This is a genomic window from Sulfuricella sp., from assembly GCF_035531155.1.
Taxonomy (GTDB): domain Bacteria; phylum Pseudomonadota; class Gammaproteobacteria; order Burkholderiales; family Sulfuricellaceae; genus Sulfuricella.
Window position 1 is genome coordinate 1 of record NZ_DATKTK010000048.1, and the last position, 17,865, is coordinate 17,865.

At 61.0% G+C, this 17,865-nt stretch carries 14 protein-coding genes; 6 read left to right on the top strand and 8 right to left on the bottom strand.

The features are described from left to right. Positions 1 to 191 precede the first annotated feature (191 nt). From nth to VMV64_RS10125, 4 genes are all read left to right on the top strand, one after another. The gene (nth, locus tag VMV64_RS10110; RefSeq protein WP_325329878.1) at positions 192 to 824 is read left to right on the top strand and encodes an endonuclease III; all 633 of its coding nucleotides are present in this window, start codon (positions 192 to 194) and stop codon (positions 822 to 824) included. A 10-nt stretch (positions 825 to 834) separates the two neighbouring features. Further along, on the top strand, positions 835 to 1,350 hold the full coding sequence (locus VMV64_RS10115) for an NTPase (RefSeq protein WP_325329880.1): 516 nt from the start codon (positions 835 to 837) through the stop codon (positions 1,348 to 1,350). 6 nt (positions 1,351 to 1,356) lie between these two features. Then, complete coding sequence (locus VMV64_RS10120; RefSeq protein ID WP_325329882.1) at positions 1,357 to 2,514, top strand: alkaline phosphatase family protein; 1,158 nt, start codon at positions 1,357 to 1,359, stop codon at positions 2,512 to 2,514. A gap of 109 nt (positions 2,515 to 2,623) precedes the next feature. Continuing rightward, complete coding sequence (locus tag VMV64_RS10125) at positions 2,624 to 3,376, top strand: hypothetical protein (RefSeq protein ID WP_325329884.1); 753 nt, start codon at positions 2,624 to 2,626, stop codon at positions 3,374 to 3,376. Between the two features lie 58 nt (positions 3,377 to 3,434). On the opposite strand, the gene VMV64_RS10130 is transcribed toward VMV64_RS10125, so the two are convergent. The 3 genes from VMV64_RS10130 to VMV64_RS10140 form a co-directional block, all read right to left on the bottom strand. Then, entirely contained in the window at positions 3,435 to 3,935 is a 501-nt protein-coding gene (locus VMV64_RS10130) for a hypothetical protein (protein WP_325329886.1), read from the bottom strand. A 93-nt stretch (positions 3,936 to 4,028) separates the two neighbouring features. Beyond that, positions 4,029 to 4,976: a radical SAM protein gene (locus VMV64_RS10135; RefSeq protein WP_325329888.1), complete on the bottom strand. Its 948-nt coding sequence runs from the start codon at positions 4,974 to 4,976 to the stop codon at positions 4,029 to 4,031. A 5-nt stretch (positions 4,977 to 4,981) separates the two neighbouring features. Next, a complete protein-coding gene (locus tag VMV64_RS10140; protein WP_325329890.1) occupies positions 4,982 to 5,587 on the bottom strand; it encodes a SagB/ThcOx family dehydrogenase in 606 nt (201 codons plus the stop codon). A 284-nt stretch (positions 5,588 to 5,871) separates the two neighbouring features. On the opposite strand from VMV64_RS10140, the gene uvrB reads away from it, so the two are divergent. Together uvrB and uvrA are read left to right on the top strand one after the other, a co-directional pair. Further along, a complete protein-coding gene (gene uvrB, locus VMV64_RS10145; protein WP_325329892.1) occupies positions 5,872 to 7,929 on the top strand; it encodes an excinuclease ABC subunit UvrB in 2,058 nt (685 codons plus the stop codon). Between the two features lie 35 nt (positions 7,930 to 7,964). Then, on the top strand, positions 7,965 to 13,304 hold the full coding sequence (uvrA, locus tag VMV64_RS10150) for an excinuclease ABC subunit UvrA (RefSeq protein ID WP_325329894.1): 5,340 nt from the start codon (positions 7,965 to 7,967) through the stop codon (positions 13,302 to 13,304). Between the two features lie 101 nt (positions 13,305 to 13,405). Here uvrA and VMV64_RS10155 read toward each other — a convergent pair whose 3' ends face one another. From VMV64_RS10155 to VMV64_RS10175, 5 genes are all read right to left on the bottom strand, one after another. Then, the gene (locus VMV64_RS10155; RefSeq protein WP_325329896.1) at positions 13,406 to 14,116 is read right to left on the bottom strand and encodes a response regulator transcription factor; all 711 of its coding nucleotides are present in this window, start codon (positions 14,114 to 14,116) and stop codon (positions 13,406 to 13,408) included. 119 nt (positions 14,117 to 14,235) lie between these two features. Then, entirely contained in the window at positions 14,236 to 14,880 is a 645-nt protein-coding gene (locus VMV64_RS10160) for an ABC-type transport auxiliary lipoprotein family protein (RefSeq protein WP_325329898.1), read from the bottom strand. A gap of 15 nt (positions 14,881 to 14,895) precedes the next feature. Further along, on the bottom strand, positions 14,896 to 15,777 hold the full coding sequence (locus VMV64_RS10165) for an MlaD family protein (RefSeq protein ID WP_325329900.1): 882 nt from the start codon (positions 15,775 to 15,777) through the stop codon (positions 14,896 to 14,898). Further along, positions 15,762 to 16,547, bottom strand: coding sequence for an ABC transporter ATP-binding protein (locus tag VMV64_RS10170; protein ID WP_325329902.1), 786 nt, complete (start codon positions 16,545 to 16,547; stop codon positions 15,762 to 15,764). The genes VMV64_RS10165 and VMV64_RS10170 overlap by 16 nt, the downstream gene beginning before the upstream one ends. Continuing rightward, positions 16,544 to 17,680 (bottom strand): MlaE family lipid ABC transporter permease subunit, encoded by a 1,137-nt coding sequence (locus VMV64_RS10175; protein ID WP_325329904.1) that lies wholly within the window; start codon positions 17,678 to 17,680, stop codon positions 16,544 to 16,546. The genes VMV64_RS10170 and VMV64_RS10175 overlap by 4 nt, the downstream gene beginning before the upstream one ends. Positions 17,681 to 17,865: the final 185 nt, after the last annotated feature.

The window sequence follows — 17,865 nt, forward strand, 5'->3', positions numbered from 1 at the left end:
AATCTGGTATCGTTCGTCTTGGGTGAGATGTGTATAGTTCATTCAGGGCAACTTTGACTTGGCGGTCGAGGGGCTCAGATGCTACAGCATCTCGCCCACCCAACCTGTTAATCAGAATTGCACTTCGAACTTGAATCCGCGAGCCATTGATGCGCCAATGGCTCATTTTAGCAAAACGCGTAACCAGTAATATGCCAAGAAATTGCCATGAGGTGGCGAGTTTGCTGCTGGCGCAATACCCCGAGCCGAGGCTCGCCCTGAACTACGCCAACGCCCTTGAACTGCTGGTCGCGGTGATCCTTTCCGCCCAGTGCACCGATGCGCGGGTGAATGAAGTGACCCGGCACCTGTTCATGAAATACCGGACTGCGGCTGACTTCGCCACAGCGGACCACGCGGCGCTGGAGGAAGACATCCGCCCCACCGGCTTCTACCGCAACAAGGCGAAAGCGGTGATCGGCTGTTGCCGCAAGCTGGTGGAAGAATTCGGCGGCAAAGTGCCGGAAACGCTGGAAGCGCTCATCACCCTGCCAGGGGTAGGAAGGAAAACCGCCAATATGGTGCTGGGCAACGCTTTCGGCAAGCCTGGCATCGCCGTGGATACCCATGTGCTGCGCGTTGCCAACCGTCTCGGCCTCGTTTCATCAGACGACCCCGAGGAGGTGGAAAGGCGGCTGATGGGGCAACTTCCACCGGCGCAGTGGACGGCGTTCAGCAATGCCATGATCCTGCACGGCAGGCAGGTGTGCACGGCAAAAAAGCCGAAATGCGGCGAGTGCGTCCTGTACGCCGAGTGCGGGTGGGCTGGAAAGTTGTCGGCCTGATGGGGTGCTTATGAAAACCATGCTGTTAACTGGTGTCCCCGGCGTTGGCAAAACTACAGTGCTGCGCAAGGTGGCTGCCGGCTTGCCGGACCGGCGGCTGGCCGGTTTCTATACCGAGGAAATCCGCTCCGACGGCGAGCGGCACGGTTTTCGCATGGTATGCTTCGATGGGCGCGAGGGAACAATGGCGCGGACTGAATTCCCTGGCCCCCACCGCGTCGGCAAATACGGCGTGGATGTGGCGGTGATCGATGCGTTGGCCGATTCTTCCCTGAAGCTGGAGCAACACACGGATGTTTATCTGGTGGATGAGATCGGCAAAATGGAATGTCTATCGGAACAATTCGTCGCCGCCATTGGCAGAATCCTGGAGTCGGGCAAGCCGGTTGTCGCCACCGTCGCTTTGCACGGCGAGGGGCTCATCGATGAAGTCAAGCGCCGCCCAGGTATCCAGATATGGCAGGTGACCCGGGAGAACCGCGACCGCCTGCCGGATGACATCCTGGCCTGGCTGATGAAGCCGTAATAGCTCATGGTCCTGCCCGATTACCAAGGCGGCTGCATCCTCAACCTGATGGCCTCCATCGAGTCGGCCTGCGGTGGAAACCCGCCCTATCTGCCGCTGCGTGCACTGCCGCCGGAGGAGATTGCCGGTGCCCGAAATCTCATCCTGCTGATAATCGATGGCTTGGGCCATGAACGCCTGATCAGCGGTTGCGCCGGTGGTGCGTTGCACCGCCACCTGCGGGCCAAAATCACTTCGGTATTTCCCTCCACCACGGCCACCGCCATCACCACTTTTCTTACCGGCCTCGCACCCCAGCAGCACGGGCTGACCGGCTGGTTCACCTATTTTCGCGAGATCGGCAGCGTGGCCGCCGTGCTTCCGTTCCGCCCCCGGCATGGTGGGCGATCTTATCGGGATGCGGGTATCGAGGTGAACGCCTTGATGGGCCATACGCCATTTTTCGATAAGATCGCTGTGCCGTCCTACGTGGTGTCGCCGGAGTGGATCGTGCATTCCGACTTTAACGCTGCGCATTCCGGCCGGGCGCAAAGGCGGGGTTACGATACCCTGGACGCGATGTTTCAGAGCATCGCCGGGATCGTGCGCGAGAGCCCCGAGCGCAAGTATGTTTATGCTTATTACCCCGGCTTGGATACGCTGGCGCACGAATACGGCATTGGCAGCCCCCGTGCAACGACGCTACTGTCCAGACTGGATGAGGCTTTCGAGCGTTTCTTGGCGGAAATTGGCGGCAGCGAGAGTACCGTGATCGTCAGTGCCGACCACGGTTTTATCGACGCCAGTCCCGGAAGTCAGATCGAGCTGGACGATCACCCTTCCCTGGCAAAAACACTGCTGTTGCCGCTGTGCGGCGAACCACGGGCCGCATACTGTTACGTGCATCCGGATAAAACCGAACAGTTCGAGACCTATGTGCGCAACGAACTGTCTGCCCAGATCGGGCTATTCAAGAGCCGGCAACTGGTGGAAGAAGGCTGGTTCGGTCCGGGCGATCCTCACCCGCGCCTGCTGGATCGGGTTGGGCATTACACCCTGGTGATGCGGGAGAATTACGCCATCAAGGATTGGTTGACTGGGGAACGCCGCTATACCCATATCGGCCTACACGGTGGGGTGAGCGAGGCGGAAATGTACGTGCCCCTGATTATTGCCCAGACCTAGAAGCGGTTTCAAAAATGGGAACCGGGAATCGGACGCTGGCGACAGCCGGCCCTCCGCCTCTTAGCAAGGAAGGCGTTTTTCAACACGCTGCCTATACTCTCTCTAGACTATGCCCAAACTCTCTCTCATCGTCACCGAAGCCGAACTGCTGATCGGGCATCTGCCCGAGCCGAAACGTCGCGCACTGCAGCAAGTGCTGGCCGATTTGTGCGAAACCCGCTGGCGCGAGCTGCGCGGACCGGAACCGGCAACGACGCTGGCGCATGCGCTGTGGTCGATGACGCCGCCGCTTGCCGACCTGTTTGTCGAGATGTACGCAGCGGGCGACCCTCGGCTCGATCATGCTCTGCAAGGGCACAAGCCGGCATTGGGGCTGGCATTGCTCGTGCTGGAGGAAATCGGACGCGGCGATGCCGAAGGCACGCGTTTCGCGCATGAGCCGATGATGGTGTTCGAGTCCGCCGAAGCGGCGACGCGTTACGCGGAGAGCATCGCCGCGGCGCTCCACGGCCAGTTGGAGGCCCTGCCTTTGCATCGGCATACCTCGCAGCCGCCGCTGTGGAAAGCGCTCGCCGTCGTTGCGGCACATACCGGGCGCTGCGATCTCAAGGCGATCAGCGAAGTAATCCGGCTCCTGGCTGCTGGGCCGGCCCCTGCGGGTCAGCCTTCGGACGAAGCGCTCGAGCGGCTGCGCAACGCGCTGCTCGATCTGGGCGTACGCTTCCTGGGTATCGACGGCAATCAAATCCGCTACGAGCAGCACGGGCATGCGCACAAGCCCGTAAGCGTCAAGCAGCTGGGGGACTCGCTGATCAAGATTCGCCAGGCGCAGCTTGCTCAGGGCAGCGTCGGCCAAGGTTAGCCGGGCCGCAACGCGAGCGCACTGACATGCAAAATTCCCCAAAATTTTTGTAAACCCTCTACTCGTAGCGCAGCAAGTACTCCGCCAGCGTATCTTCACCATGGCGTTCGATCAGGCTTTCGAGTTCCGCCAGCAGCGCATCATCCTCATCCTCGTCCAGCACCCCTTCGCCCACCAGGCGGGCGCTCAAACCAGATATCATGGCTTCCCTTACGGCTGCCAGCGTGGGCGGGCCTTCCCGGTTTTCGTCGCTCACCACCTCCTCGATCACGCGAGAAAGCGGCTCGCTGGCAGCGGCCCGGACGAAGTCGATAGCCGGCGCATCCTTGCCGAACTCGTCAATCAGGGTATTCAGCTCGTCAATCACCGATTCGCCGATATCAAAGTGATGCATGCGCTCCGCTGCGTTGAACGTAGGCGGCAGCAAGCCGGTAACAAACTCACGGACCATCCCCAAGGTGGGCGGCTCACTGGCGTCCGGATCGTTGACCCGGCTTTCGATGAGAGCGGACAACCTCGGAGTAACGCGGGTTGCGATATCAATTGGATTTCGGATCATACTTGTCCCCTACCCGGCAGCGAGTGCGCCGATAATTCACATATAGCAGATTCGGAGTGACCTTACTAACGCAGCTTCTTGGGCTTACCTGGTTCAGACCCAGCGCAGGCTGCGGGGCTTATCCAGCCGCCGTAGACCGTAGCGTTCCGCCAGCGCCAGAGCTTGCCGGTATTCTTCCGCGGTGATCGGGCGGTCGAGGGGTGGGCAGTCGTAGGCGCGGTAGCAGGGATAGTACTGATCCATGAGGTTGAGATAGGTGTTCGGGGAGATTTCGCGGGCAAGAAACGCCAACACTTTCTCGCTGTCGGCCAAGCCGCCGGGCAGTACCAGGTGCCGCACCAGCAGGCCACGTAGCGCGATACCTCGATCATTCAGGATCAGGTCGCCGACTTGACGGTGCATTTCCCGTACCGCAGCTTGATTCACCTCCACATAGTTCCGAATGTGAGAATACTGATGGGCGGTTTCCGAATCGCCGTATTTCATGTCCGGCATATAGATATCGACCACGCCATCCAGCAGTTGCAAGGCCTCCAGGCTATCGTAGCCGCCGGTGTTGTATACCAGGGGCAGACGCAGCCCCCGTTGCGCCGCCGTCCATACCGCCGCCAGGATCTGGGCCACCACGTGGCTGGGGCTGACCAGGTTGATGTTGTGGCAGCCTTTCCCTTGCAAGTCGAGCATCATTTGCGCCAGTTCTGAAGGCTCGACTTCCCGGCCGATGCCCTTTTGGCTGATTTCCCAGTTCTGGCAAAACACGCAGCGCAGGTTGCACCAACTGAAAAAGATTGTGCCCGAGCCGCCCCAGCCACGAAGTGGTTCCTCCTCGCCATGATGGGGGCCGTAGCTGTGGACCACCGCCCGCTCCCCAGTGCGGCACACTGCGCCTTTTACGGTCTGCAAGCGGTTGACGCGGCAATAGCGAGCACAAAGGTCGCAGTCTTCCAGATGCCGCCAGGCGAGTTTTACCCGTTGTTCCAACTCGCCGCTGCGCAGCAGGCGCAGGTAGGCAGGCTCGAATACTGGTATGGCCGAGCTCATTATGTTCAAGGCGGCAATGGTTTGCCCACCGGCATCAGGTACAAGGGTCTCTCTTCCTTGGGCATCTGCAGGATGGAGGCAATACGTGCATCGTCGAATGCCCCTACCGCCGCGGCGCCCAAGCCGAGCGTCTGGGATTGCAGGCATACATTCTGCGCCGAGTGGCCGACCTCGATGTAAATGTAAGATATCCCTCTGTTTCCATATTTTCGGGTGGTCCGCTCTTCGACTGCGCCGAAGACGATCACCGCCGCCGCTGTTTGCATCCATAGCTGGCCCAGGGCGGCTCGCGCCAGTTCGGATCTCCGATCGCCCTCCGAGACCGGTGTGAGAACGTGCCCGGACGGGTCATAGCGGTACACGCCTGGGTCCAGTCCGGTGACGTTCCCAGCTGCGAGGGTGATCTCAAGGGGGTAGAGCGCGCCGGCTGACGGGGCCGTGCGTAAGCCATCCGGGCTGGTAATGCCTTGTGCTGACCAGAGGAGTTGCGCAATCTCGTTCAGAGTAATGGCAGCGCCGCTGAAATTTCGTACTGAGCGGCGCTGCTTCAATGCGCGTTCCAGTGAGAAATGACTGTCGGAGATGGGTTCGGGCAAGCGGATTGTTTTCATCCTAAATCCTTCCGGATTTGCGCTGGCAACATTACCGGCCAGCGCAAGGAAAGCGGCGAGCATGAGCGGGATGGCCAATAATGGCCAGGTTGTTAAATCGGTGGGCATTAATTTGTCGACATGCATTATCCCATTATAGAAAGGGCAAAGGCTGTCGCACACTGACTCATTCAGCAAAAAAGCATCTGCACAAACACTTCCCTGCCAGGGTGGCAAGCACCTTGGCATCGTTCCCTCCCCCATAGCCTAAACTGAGAATTGCCCCTGCCTTCCATCCTAATAACATGCCGGATTTACGCCTAGTAGCCGATTTCAAGCCTGGTGGCGACCAGCCCAAGGCAATCGCGGCCCTGTCGGCCGGGCTGGAGCGTGGACGACGTTATCAGACGCTGTTGGGCGTCACCGGATCGGGCAAGACCTTCACCATGGCAAACGTCATCGCCAACACGAACCGGCCGACCCTCGTCATCGCCCACAACAAGACGCTCGCCGCCCAGCTCTATGGCGAGTTCCGCGACCTCTTCCCTGGCAACGCGGTCGAGTTCTTTATCAGCTACTACGACTACTATCAGCCCGAAGCCTATCTGCCCGCGACCGACACCTACATCGACAAGGAAACCACCATCAACGAAGAGATCGAGCGCATGCGCCACGCCGCGACCCACGCCCTGCGCACCCGCCAGGACGTGATCGTGGTGGCCTCGGTTTCCTGCATTTACGGACTCGGCACCGCCCGCGCCTACTTCGAGATGGCGGTCACCGTCCGCAAAGGCGAGGACTATGACCGCGATCGCCTATTGCACAAGCTGGTGGAGGCGCACTACCTGCGCAACGACATCGACTTTGGCCGCGGCACTTTCCGCGTGCGCGGCGACACCGTGGAGGTTTTCCCGGCCTACGAGGAGGATCGGGCGATCCGCATCGAATTTTTCGGCGATACGGTTGAGCGGATTTCCGAGTTCGACCCGCTGCACGGCGCGCCTCTCGGCGAGATCGATAAAACCGCGATCTATCCAGGCAGCCATTACGTGGTCGAAATCGAGCAGCGCGGCGGCGCCATCCAGGCCATCCGCGAGGAACTCGCCGCACGGCTGGCAGAGCTGCGCGCGGCCGGGAAACTCATTGAGGCAATGCGGCTGGAACGGCGCACACTGCTGGATATCGAGGCCATGGAGCAGTTCGGCTGGTGCCACGGCGTCGAGAATTACTCGCGCCATCTGGCCGGGCGCGCGCCCGGTGAGCCGCCGCCGTGCCTGATTGACTACTTCCCGGAGGATTTTCTGGTGTTTATCGATGAAAGTCACCAGACCATCCCGCAGATCGCCGGCATGATCCACGGCGACCGCTCGCGCAAGGAAACCCTGGTCGAATTCGGCTTCCGCCTGCCCTCCTCGCTCGACAACCGGCCGCTCACCTTCGGCGAGTTCGAGGCGCGTGTCCGCCAAGTGATCTGCCTCTCTGCCACCCCCGCCGACTACGAGTTGAAGCAAAGCCGCGATGCGGTGGTGGAGCAGCTCATCCGCCCCACCGGCCTGCTCGACCCAGAGGTTGAAGTCCGCTCTGCCGACAAACAGGTAGACGACCTGCTGGGGGAAATCAACGCCCGCGCCCAAGCCGGGGAAAGGACTCTGGTTACCTGCCTGACCAAGCGCATGGCCGAGGAGCTTGCCGACTATTACCTGGAGGCCGGGGTCCGGTGCCGCTACCTGCACTCCGACATCGAGACGCTGGAACGCGTGCGCATCGTGCGCGACCTGCGTCTGGGACGGTTCGACGCACTGATCGGCATCAACCTCCTGCGCGAGGGGCTGGACATCCCGGAATGCTCGCTGGTGGGCATCCTCGACGCCGACAAGGAAGGCTTCCTGCGCTCCCGCACTTCCCTGATCCAGACAATAGGCCGCGCCGCGCGCCACCTCAACGGCAAGGCGATCCTCTACGCCAACACCCTCACCGATTCAATGCGCACCGCCATCGACGAGACCAACCGGCGCCGCTCCATCCAGCGCAGTTACAACGAGGAACACGGCATCACGCCGGAAGCGGTGCGCCGCAACATCCTCGACCTTTCCGCCACGCTCTTCGACGCCGCGCCACACGCCATGCCGCTCACGCCGGAGGCAAAAGGCGACCTGCTCGGCAGGGATGAACTCCACCGGCTGATGGCAGACTATAGTTCAAGGATGAAGCAAGCCGCCGCCGATCTGGAGTTCGAGGCCGCGGCGCAATTTCGTGACCGTCTGCAGCTCCTCCGGGAAATGGAACTGGGCTTGAAGCTGCCCTCCAGGGCGCTTCTGGATGCGGCCGAGGCGCCCAAGTACTGGTATCGCGGGAAACGTTGAACCCGGTTAACCGCAGAGGACGCGGTGAAAATCCAATGGAAAATTTCATACTCGTCGAAGGCGCACACCAGAACAACCTGAAAGGAATCACGGTGCGCGTGCCGGTGGGCGCGGTCACCGCGGTGACCGGCGTGGCGGGTGCGGGTAAATCATCGCTTGCCTTCGAGGTCCTTTACGCCGAGGGCTATCGCCGTTACGTCGAAACCTTCAGTCCTTACGCCAGACAGTTTCTCGAGCGCCTGGACCGGCCCAAGGCAGACCGGATCGAGGGTGTGCTGCCCGCCATCGCCATCGACCGCACCACTCCCGTGCGCACTTCGCGCTCCACCGTCGGCACCATGACCTCCATCGCCGACTACATGCGGGCGCTGTGGGCGCGCTGCGCCAGCCTGCACTGCCGCGGCTGCGGCCAGCCGGTGCAGCGCCACTCGCCGTCATCCATTTTCGATGATCTGATCGCGGCTGCACATGGCAAACAAACACTAATCTGCTTCCCGCTCTACGTCGGGCGCGTCAAACCCGACACGCTGCGCGACCTGCTGCAGCAGCTCGGCCTTGTGCGGGTGTTCGAAAACGGCGTTGCAGTGCGCGTGGAGCAGGCGCGGCTACGCCCGCACCAAGGCATGGTCACCGTAGTGCTCGACCGCATCATGATCGAGCCGGAGCGACGCAAGCGTATTGTCGATTCGCTAGAATCGGCGCTGCGCCTCGGCAAGGGCCATGTCGAAGTGCACGCCGAGGGCATCGCTGAGCCGCTGCGCTTCAGCCAGTTTCTTCGCTGCGAACGCTGCAGCATCGACTACACCGACCCGACGCCTGGCCTGTTTTCCTTCAATAACCCCATCGGCGCCTGCGAGACATGCCGGGGTTTCGGCCGCATTGTGGACATCGATCCCGACCTGGTCGTTCCCGACCCCCGGCTTTCCATCCTGGAGGGGGCGATCAAGCCGTTCCAGACCCCTCTCAACAGCCTGTGCCAGGAAGACCTGCTGGGTTTCCTCAAGCGACGGCGGATTGCTGCCAACGTTCCGTGGCAGGAACTCGACCCGGAAATCCGGCGGCTGATCTGGGAGGGTGAGCCAGGCGGAGGCAACCGCTGGTACGGCATCAGCGGCCTGTTCGACTGGCTCGAAACGCGCATCTACCGCGTCCACGTGCGCGTGTTTCTGTCCCACTACCGGCGTTACCTGCCCTGCCCCGCCTGCAAAGGGGCGAGGCTGAGGCCGGAGGCACTGCTATTCCAGATTTCTGGTCGCACCCTACCTGAGGTCGAGGCCATGCCCATCGCCGAGGCGGATCGTTTCTTCCACGCGTTCGGGCCGCCCGCCAACGACACGGCCGCCGAATTGCTGCTGCGCGAAATCCGCGGGCGGCAGCGCTTCCTGCTCGATGTGGGGCTGTCCTACCTCTCACTCGCGCGCCAGTCGCGCACCCTTTCCGGCGGAGAGGCGCAGCGGGTGACGCTCGCCACCGCACTCGGCAGTTCCCTCACCAGTACACTTTACGTTATCGACGAGCCCTCGGTCGGACTCCACCCGCGCGACCTGCATCAATTGTCCGGCGTGCTGCGCCGACTGGCACGGGCAGGCAACGCCGTGGTGCTGGTCGAGCACGACCCTGCCCTGATCGCCGCGGCCGACCACATCGTCGACATTGGCCCCGGCCCCGGCCGGGAAGGCGGCGAGGTGGTCTATGAGGGTGCGCTTGCAGGCCTGCTGCGGGAGGCCCGCTCCATGACCGCAGACTGCCTCGCCGGGCGGCTGGTGATGCCCGCGCCGCCGCAGCGGCGTCGCCCCGACCCAGGCCGCATGCTGCACGTGATCGGCGCGCGGGAGAACAACCTTAAAAATCTGACGCTGGAAATCCCGCTTGGGCTACTGGTCTGCGTCACTGGCGTGAGCGGATCTGGAAAGTCAACGCTGGTCGACCAGGTGCTCTACCGCACGCTGCGGCGCAACTTAGGGCTTGCCGAACCCGAACCCGGCGCATGCGACGCGGTCACGGGCGCGGACCTGCTGGCGGGCGTCGTCCTGGTGGATCAATCCCCGCCGGGCCGCAGCACGCGTATGAACCCGGCCACCTACATGGGCGTGCTCGAGCCGCTACGCCATGCCTTCGCCGCCAGCCCTGGCGCCAGCGCACTCGGACTCGGCCCCTCGTCATTCTCCTTCAACTCGGTTGCCGGCGCCTGCCCCCATTGCAGCGGAGCTGGCTACGAGAAAATCGAACTGCAGTTCCTGCCAGATGTGTTCGTGCGCTGCCCCGGTTGCGACGGCCGCCGCTTCCGCCCCGAAGTGCTGGAGGTGCGGCATCGGGGCTACAACATCGCGGAACTCCTGGACCTGCCGGCCCAGGACGTGGCACGGATTTTCGCCGATGACCCGCGCGTCACTCAGGCGATCCGTCCCATGCTAGATATCGGCCTGGGCTACCTGGCGCTGTCGCAGCCGGCGCCGACTCTCTCAGGCGGCGAGGCGCAGCGGCTGAAGCTGGCCAAGCACCTGGCGCAGGCAAACCAGGCGCGGAATCTCCTGTTCATCCTCGACGAACCGACCACCGGCCAGCACGCCGCCGACGTATCGAAGCTGCTGGGCGCGCTGCACGGGATGATCGATGCCGGTCACTCGGTGGTCGTGGTAGAGCACAACATGGAAGTGGCCAAGTCAGCCGACTGGGTGATCGACCTCGGCCCCGAAGGCGGCAACGCGGGAGGCAAACTGGTCGGGACAGGGACGCCCGAGGAGGTGGCCAGGATCGATACGCCAACCGGGCACGCGCTCAAGCGGACATTCAGAAAAACACCCGCCTGGGTGCGGCGGCGCGGACGGGCTGACGCAGCCAAAACGCGGGACAAAGCGAAGCAGGGATTCATCCGCATCCTGGGCGCCCGCCAGCACAACCTGCGCGATATCCAGGTGAAAATCCCGCGCGACCGCCTGGTCGCGATTACCGGCATTTCCGGATCAGGTAAATCCACTTTGGCCTTCGATGTGCTTTACGCCGAAGGCCAGCGCCGCTTCCTCGATTGCCTGCCCGCCTACGCCCGGCAGTTCATCCGCCCCTTGGCGCGTCCCGAGGTGGACCGGGTCGAGGGCGTGCCACCGACGGTTTCGCTGGAACAAAAGCTTTCCCGTGGCTCGCCGATGTCCACCGTCGGCACCGCGTCGGAGGTCTACCATTACCTGCGGTTGCTGTTCGCGGCCCTGGGCACGCCCCACTGCCCGAAGTGCGGCGTTCCGGGCGAAGAGGCGGATGCCGCATCACTGGCAGCCCGGGTCGCGCACGACTTCGCCGGCAAGAAAGTGCGGATCCTGGCACCTCTGGTGCGTAGCCGCAAGGGCCAGCACCGCGACATTATCGCCGCCCAGGTCAAACACGGCATGCATGAGGTGCGTATCGACGGCAAGTTATGGGACGCGGCGCATCCGCCCACCCTCGACCGTTACCAGCTGCACGACGTGGAAACCGTGGTGGGGCGCATTACGGCCAACATCGCCAATCTGCCACCTCTCAAGGCGGCAGTGGAACAGGCACTGGAACTTGGCGCCGGCACGTTGATCGTCACCGCCAGCGGCATGTCCGACCGCTTCTATTCGACGCGCAGGGCCTGCCCATCTTGCGGAGCGGGGCTGCCGGTACCTGACCCAAGATTATTCACCTGGAGCCAGCGCTTCGGTGCCTGCCCTGCCTGCGGAGGAACAGGCGCCAACTGCCAGGCCTGCGGCGGTACGCGGTTACGGCCCGAAGCGCTGGCCGTGCGCATCGGCGGTCGGCATATCGGCGCGGTGGCTGCACTCGCCATCGGCGAGGCCCGCACATGGCTTCATTCCATCGGCAAGGCATTGCCGGAAGTGCGGGAAAGGGTGGTACCAGAACTGGAGCGACGGCTTAGCCTGCTCGAGGAAATGGGTCTCTCCTACCTCACCCTTGACCGCGGGGCGGACACCCTTTCAACCGGAGAAGCGCAGCGCATCCGCATCGTCGCACAGCTCTCCTCCAACCTGCGTGGGGTCTGCTATGTGCTGGACGAGCCTACGGTGGGGCTCCATCCGCGCGATTCCGCAGCGCTGCTCAAGGCACTGGAAGACTTGCGCGACCGAGGCAACACAGTGGTCGTGGTCGAGCACGACGAGACCACCATACGCGCTGCCGACCATGTGATCGATCTTGGCCCGGGCGCCGGGCCGGATGGCGGACAAATAGTAATGACGGGAACACCGGAGGCCGTCGCCCGGTCACGGAAATCGATCACCGGTCTGTGGCTGCGCGGGGGCGGCGACCGTCCTGCGTGGCCGAGACGTCCATTGGCAGATGCGCCGCGCCTCACGGTAGCCGGCGCGCGGTTGCACAATATAGACGGCGTGTCGGTGGCTTTTCCGCTGGCACGGCTCATCGGCGTCACAGGGGTTTCCGGCTCGGGCAAATCGACCCTGGTGCGGGACATCCTGTTCCAGGCGCTGAAGGCCAGGTTTGCCGGACGCGATCTGCCGCAGGTTCTCGACGATCTGACGGGGTGGGAGCAGGTCGGACGTGTCCTGGAAGTGGATGAATCGCCCATCGGACGCACTCCACGCTCGGTTCCGGCCACCTACGTCGGCATCATGGACGCGATCCGCGCTCTGTTCGCTTCCACCCCCGATGCGCGCGCCAGCGGCTACGGGCCGGGGAGATTTTCCTTCAATGTCGCCGGCGGACGCTGCGAGCGCTGCCGCGGAGAAGGCAGGATCGAGGTGAAGATGGCCTTGCTGCCGCTGGTCTACATCACCTGCGAGGCCTGTGCTGGTCGGCGCTACAACACGGACACGCTGGCGGTCACGCTAAAGGGTAAGTCGATGGCGGACGTGCTGGTGATGTCGGTGGACGAGGCGCGGGATTTTTTCTCATCTTTCACGGCGATCCGGCGACCGCTGGATTTTCTGTCGGAGATCGGCCTCGGCTACCTGCGTCTGGGCCAGCCAAGCCCGACTCTCTCCGGCGGCGAGGCTCAGCGCATCAAGATCGCCGCGGAACTGGCTGCGCCAGGCTTCGGTCCATCGCTCTATATTCTGGACGAGCCTACCACCGGCCTGCACATGGCAGATGTGGCAAAGCTCGTCGCCGCGCTGCAGCATCTGGTGGATCGTGGCGACACGGTGATCATCATCGAGCATAACCTGGACATGATCGCAGCAACGGACTGCATCATCGATCTTGGTCCCGAAGGCGGCGATCAGGGTGGCCGCGTTGTGGCCTGGGGTTCGCCGGAAGAGGTGGCTCACACGCCCGGGTCGCGCACCGCAGAGTATCTGCGGGGAGTGCTGGAGCAGGGCACGAGACGTCTCAAGAAAACGGGGGACAGCAACGAGCATCTCCCGGGTAGAGCAAGGTATGGGTAAATCAGGCTAGTGATTGAGTAAGCTTGACTCACCATCCTCCAGCCTGTTAATTCGCAAGAGGCTGAAATATTTGAGGGGGATGACTGCTTTTTTTGTTGTAGCTACACCACTCTCGATTCGCTCTCAACCCATTGCACGGCAAACCTGACCAGTTCCGTGGCATTTTTTAGCCCCAGCTTTTCCTTGAGATTGGCGCGGTGCGCTTCAACAGTTTTCACACTGCGATTTACCTCTGAGGCAATATCGCTGGTTCTGAGACCCTTACCGATGAGCCGCAGAACATCAAGTTCCTTGTCGCTTAGGTGAGACACTGGGGACGTTGGGGTTTCGAATCGGTTGTCAATGATCCGCTGCAGGATTTTCGAGCGCATTTTATCGCTGACATAAACTTCGCCGCTCAATATATGCCTGATTGCAATCAAGACCTTTTCTGTGGCCTCCTGCTTCATGATGTAGCCTTTTGCTCCGGCCCTCAACGCCCTTTCGGCGTAGAGAGTTTCATCATGCATGGAAATCACCAGAATCTGAATTTCCGGAAAACGCGAACGCAGGATTTTGACTAGCTCGATACCGGAAATGCCAGGCAGAGACATGTCTACAAGAGCGATGTCAGCTTTGCAGCAACCGTTATTTTTGGCGATTGCCTCCAGAGCCTGATCCGCATCTCCCGCCTCGCAGCAGACTCGCATGTCGTCTTCGCGATTGATGAGTTGAACGATGCCCTGTCGGACGATAGGATGGTCATCGACAATCAGTACGTTACTTTTTATTCTGGGCTCAGTAGATGCCTGATGCCGGTCTACTAGTGGCATTATTTTTCCTTCTTGGCCACGAAATGGATATCGGTTCTTGTTATTAGACTTTTTCTATTTTCTCACATTATCATGAATTTATTGTAATGTCGCATGGATATTCTAATGAGAATTTGCGATTATTTTAGGTGCCCATAGAAGGAGACGCCATTCATAGCGGCGAAGTCGGCAATCTGATCGAGCAGCCTCGGTAGCATCCGGTTAGCCGCGATGACGCCTCCGTAGGGGTTGTCGGCAGGAGCGGCTTCGACCGCATCGAATACTTGGGTTGCCAATACACGGTAGCTCGCCTGCTCTACCAGCTGGACGCGCAGTCTCATGTGCATGCGACTGGGCGAGGTGGTAAATTCTTGTTGGAGAAGGGTGATTTCAGTATCCAGACGCACGTCGCCCTTGACCATGCCGTCAGCGGACGTTACCGCATTGAAGCCTGTTCGCAGTTCCAGCGCGCGCACCAGAAGTGGGTCCAGCATCTTTGCCGGCCTTTCGGCCCAGCGATTCTTGGCAAAATATTCGAGCCTATGGGGTTGACGTACAAAAGCCATGCGCTCGGTGTTGTAACCAGGTGCAGCACGCGACGGACTGACTGTCAGCACGAGTGGAACGGGTTTGGCCTGTACTGTGCGGTCAAATTGCGCTTCCAGCAGATAGGTGCGTACCGCTTCTGCTTCAGTCGAGCGCAAGGTGGAGCAGCCTGCCAGCATTAGGGCGAACAGCAGCGCGGCGATTTTGACAGCCAGTTTTTTTCCGAGGATATGTTTCAATTCTCTCCCTTCCCCTTATTCGCCAGGCCCTGGCTCAGGCTGAGGTTTGCCAAACAGAAGTGTGTTAGGGCTGCGTTCCAGTTGATCGCTGACACGGCGCAGAGAAGTGCTCAGCTCTCTCAGGTCGTCCACAAGCAACTGCATGCCCTGCAGCGTGCCGGGCACGGCAGCGGCAGTGTGGGAGGTCTCGTTGGCCAGTCGCTCGACCGCTTCGGCGCTAAGCCCTGCCCGTTCGATCAGGCGGCCCAGATCAGCGCTGGCACGGGCGCTGTGTTCCAGCGTTTTGGCTGCGTTGTTCACGCCGGCTTCGATTGATTCGGAACGTGACGCCAGAACGCGCGTTAATGCATCGATTTGTGCGAGGCTGTGCTTGAAAGCGCGGCGATTGTCTTCGTCCAGCACTGCATTAATGTTGTCCGAGGCGCGGCTGACGTTCGCCAACAGGCTGGTCAGCGCCGTATCCAGGCGCGCCATCAGCGATGGCCCGGTGCGAATCACCGGGTATTTCTCATCGCGCTTCGGCTTCAATAGCGGGGACTGCAGGCTGCCACCGGTAAGCTCGACGTAGGCGATACCCGTCAGCCCCTGAGTGCGCAGCACCGCCACCGAATCCTCCTTGACCGGCGTGCCGTGCTCAATTTTGAGCAGCAGCCTTACCCTTTCGGAATTGGCGGGATCCAGTGTAATGTCGCGGACATTGCCGACTTCAACGCCACGGTATTTGACTGGTGCATTCAAATTCAGCCCTGAAACCGATTCGTTCATGTAAGCGTAATAGGTATCGTAAATTTTGTAGTATCTGCCACCGGTTCCGAGCCAGAGGAGAATGGCAATCAGCGCTGCAACCAGCGTCAAGGTGAACAGCCCGACGATAGTGAAATTTACTTTCGATTCCACGTTTGCTCCCAAGCTGCTCGCCCCCGCGGTCCGTAAAAATATTCACGCACCATGGGATGATCCGATTTGGATAGCTCCTCCATGGTGCCCTCCCCCAGCACGTGCCCATCGCCCAGAATCGCCACCCGGTCAGCTACGCTCCATAACAGATCGATGTCATGGGTAATCATCAGGATGGTCAGTCCAAGCAATTTTTTCAAGTGCCGCACCAATTCGTCAAGGCTGCTGGCACTCAACGGGTCGAGGCCGGCAGTGGGTTCGTCCAGGATCAGCAGTTCCGGATCGAGTGCAATGGCACGCGCCAGAGCCGCCCGCTTGCGCATGCCGCCGGAAAGCTCGGCGGGGTATTTGGCTCCGGCGCTTTCCGGCAGTCCCACCAGGGCAATCTTGATAGCGGCGATCTCGTCGATCAATGTACTGCTCAGATCGGTGTGCTCACGCAGCGGCATGCCGACATTTTCCGCTACAGTGAGCGCGCTGAACAGTGCGCCACGCTCGAACATGACACCCAGTCGGCGGCGCATGATCGTGGCCTGATCGTCGCGCATGCCCTGCACTTCACATCCAAACACCTTGATCGAGCCGGATACAGGCTGCTGGAGCTGGATTATTTCGCGCAACAGAGTGGATTTTCCGCAGCCGCTGCTGCCAGCCAGCGCAAAAATTTCGCCGCGTTGAACGACGAGGTTCACGTCCTCATGCACCACCGCATTACCCAAGCGGGTGTGAAGGTGGCAGATCTCAATAATCGGCTCGTTAGCTTCATTCATATGTTCAGCCAGCTGAGGATCACGGAAAACAGTGCGTCGAAAACAATCACCAGAAAAATTGCCTGTACCACGCTGACTGTAGTCTGTCGGCCTACGCTGTCGGCGCTGCCACTAACCCGGAAGCCCTGAAAACACCCCACCAGTGCGATAATCGCGGCAAAAATCGGGGCCTTGCCGAGACCAGCCAGAAAAGAACTCATTGTGACGGCTTCGTCGAAGCGGTCGAGGAAATCGGCAAAACTGACATCGAGCTGGTTTTGGGCGATGATCATTCCACCCAGCACGCCAAGGATGTCCGCGTATACCGTGAGCAACGGCAGCGCCACCAACAGCGCCAGCATTTTCGGCAACACCAGCAGTTCCATGGGAGAGACGCCGATGGTGTGCAGGGCATCGATTTCCTCGGTGACTTTCATGGTGCCGATCTGCGCCGCGTAAGCCGATCCGGAGCGTCCGGCGACGATGATAGCGGTCAGCAGCGGCGCCATTTCGCGCAAGATGGAAAGTCCCACCAAGTCGGCCACGAAGATATTGGCGCCGTAACGTACCAGTTGCACCGCACCCTGGTAGGCGACAACCACTCCCATCAGGAAGGCCAGCAACCCGACGATGGGCAAGGCATTGAATCCTGCGATCTGCAGGTTGTACAGGATGGCTCGCCAACGGATGAGTGAGGGGTGTGCCAGAGAGCGCAGCATGGCAACGACGATTTCACCCAGAAAGGCAAGAAGCCCGTTGAATTCATCCAGATGGCGCCAAACATTGCGGCCGAACTGATTCAGAAAGCTGTGGCGCGGCAAGCGGGGAGCGCCCTCCCCGGATGCGTGCGTCTGTATCAGCTGCAATAGTGCTTGATGCTCCGGGCGCAACCCCCGGATTGTAACGGGAAGCCCCATCCGCTCAATCTGCCGCAGGGTGCGGAAGATCAGCCAGGCGCCCGCGCTATCCAGGGCGGTAATGGCCGCACCGTCAAAAATCACTGCACCGGATGCGGGCCAGGTAAGTTGTGCGATATGCCGCTCCAGGAGTGGAATACCCTGCAGCGTCCACACCCCGGAGCAGCGCATGACCTCGGCCTCGCGCGTATTTTCGAGGTTTGCTTCAGCATTCGGTACGAGAGTGAAGGCGCTCATGGAGAGACCTTACGAAACAACTAGGAGACTGTCGGACTTATGGGGATCGAAGCGAAAATTCGGCTGGGCGAGGACAGATTTTGCCGGTTTTGCAGGTCAATAGTCATTCTATTGACCAAAAAAGCGGCGAAATATGGACCGCCTAGACGGATTTGCAGCCGATTCATCATAAGTCCGACAGGCTC

Bases quoted from the DNA above. Each gene is read 5' to 3' on its own strand.
- VMV64_RS10175 (WP_325329904.1), bottom strand. From the start codon at position 17,680: ATGAGCGCCTTCACTCTCGTACCGAATGCTGAAGCAAACCTCGAAAAT.
- VMV64_RS10135 (WP_325329888.1), bottom strand. From the start codon at position 4,976: ATGAGCTCGGCCATACCAGTATTCGAGCCTGCCTACCTGCGCCTGCTG.
- VMV64_RS10170 (WP_325329902.1), bottom strand. From the start codon at position 16,547: ATGAATGAAGCTAACGAGCCGATTATTGAGATCTGCCACCTTCACACC.
- VMV64_RS10140 (WP_325329890.1), bottom strand. From the start codon at position 5,587: ATGAAAACAATCCGCTTGCCCGAACCCATCTCCGACAGTCATTTCTCA.
- uvrA (WP_325329894.1), top strand. From the start codon at position 7,965: ATGGAAAATTTCATACTCGTCGAAGGCGCACACCAGAACAACCTGAAA.
- VMV64_RS10115 (WP_325329880.1), top strand. From the start codon at position 835: ATGAAAACCATGCTGTTAACTGGTGTCCCCGGCGTTGGCAAAACTACA.
- uvrB (WP_325329892.1), top strand. From the start codon at position 5,872: ATGCCGGATTTACGCCTAGTAGCCGATTTCAAGCCTGGTGGCGACCAG.
- VMV64_RS10155 (WP_325329896.1), bottom strand. From the start codon at position 14,116: ATGCCACTAGTAGACCGGCATCAGGCATCTACTGAGCCCAGAATAAAA.
- nth (WP_325329878.1), top strand. From the start codon at position 192: ATGCCAAGAAATTGCCATGAGGTGGCGAGTTTGCTGCTGGCGCAATAC.
- VMV64_RS10130 (WP_325329886.1), bottom strand. From the start codon at position 3,935: ATGATCCGAAATCCAATTGATATCGCAACCCGCGTTACTCCGAGGTTG.
- VMV64_RS10120 (WP_325329882.1), top strand. From the start codon at position 1,357: ATGGTCCTGCCCGATTACCAAGGCGGCTGCATCCTCAACCTGATGGCC.
- VMV64_RS10125 (WP_325329884.1), top strand. From the start codon at position 2,624: ATGCCCAAACTCTCTCTCATCGTCACCGAAGCCGAACTGCTGATCGGG.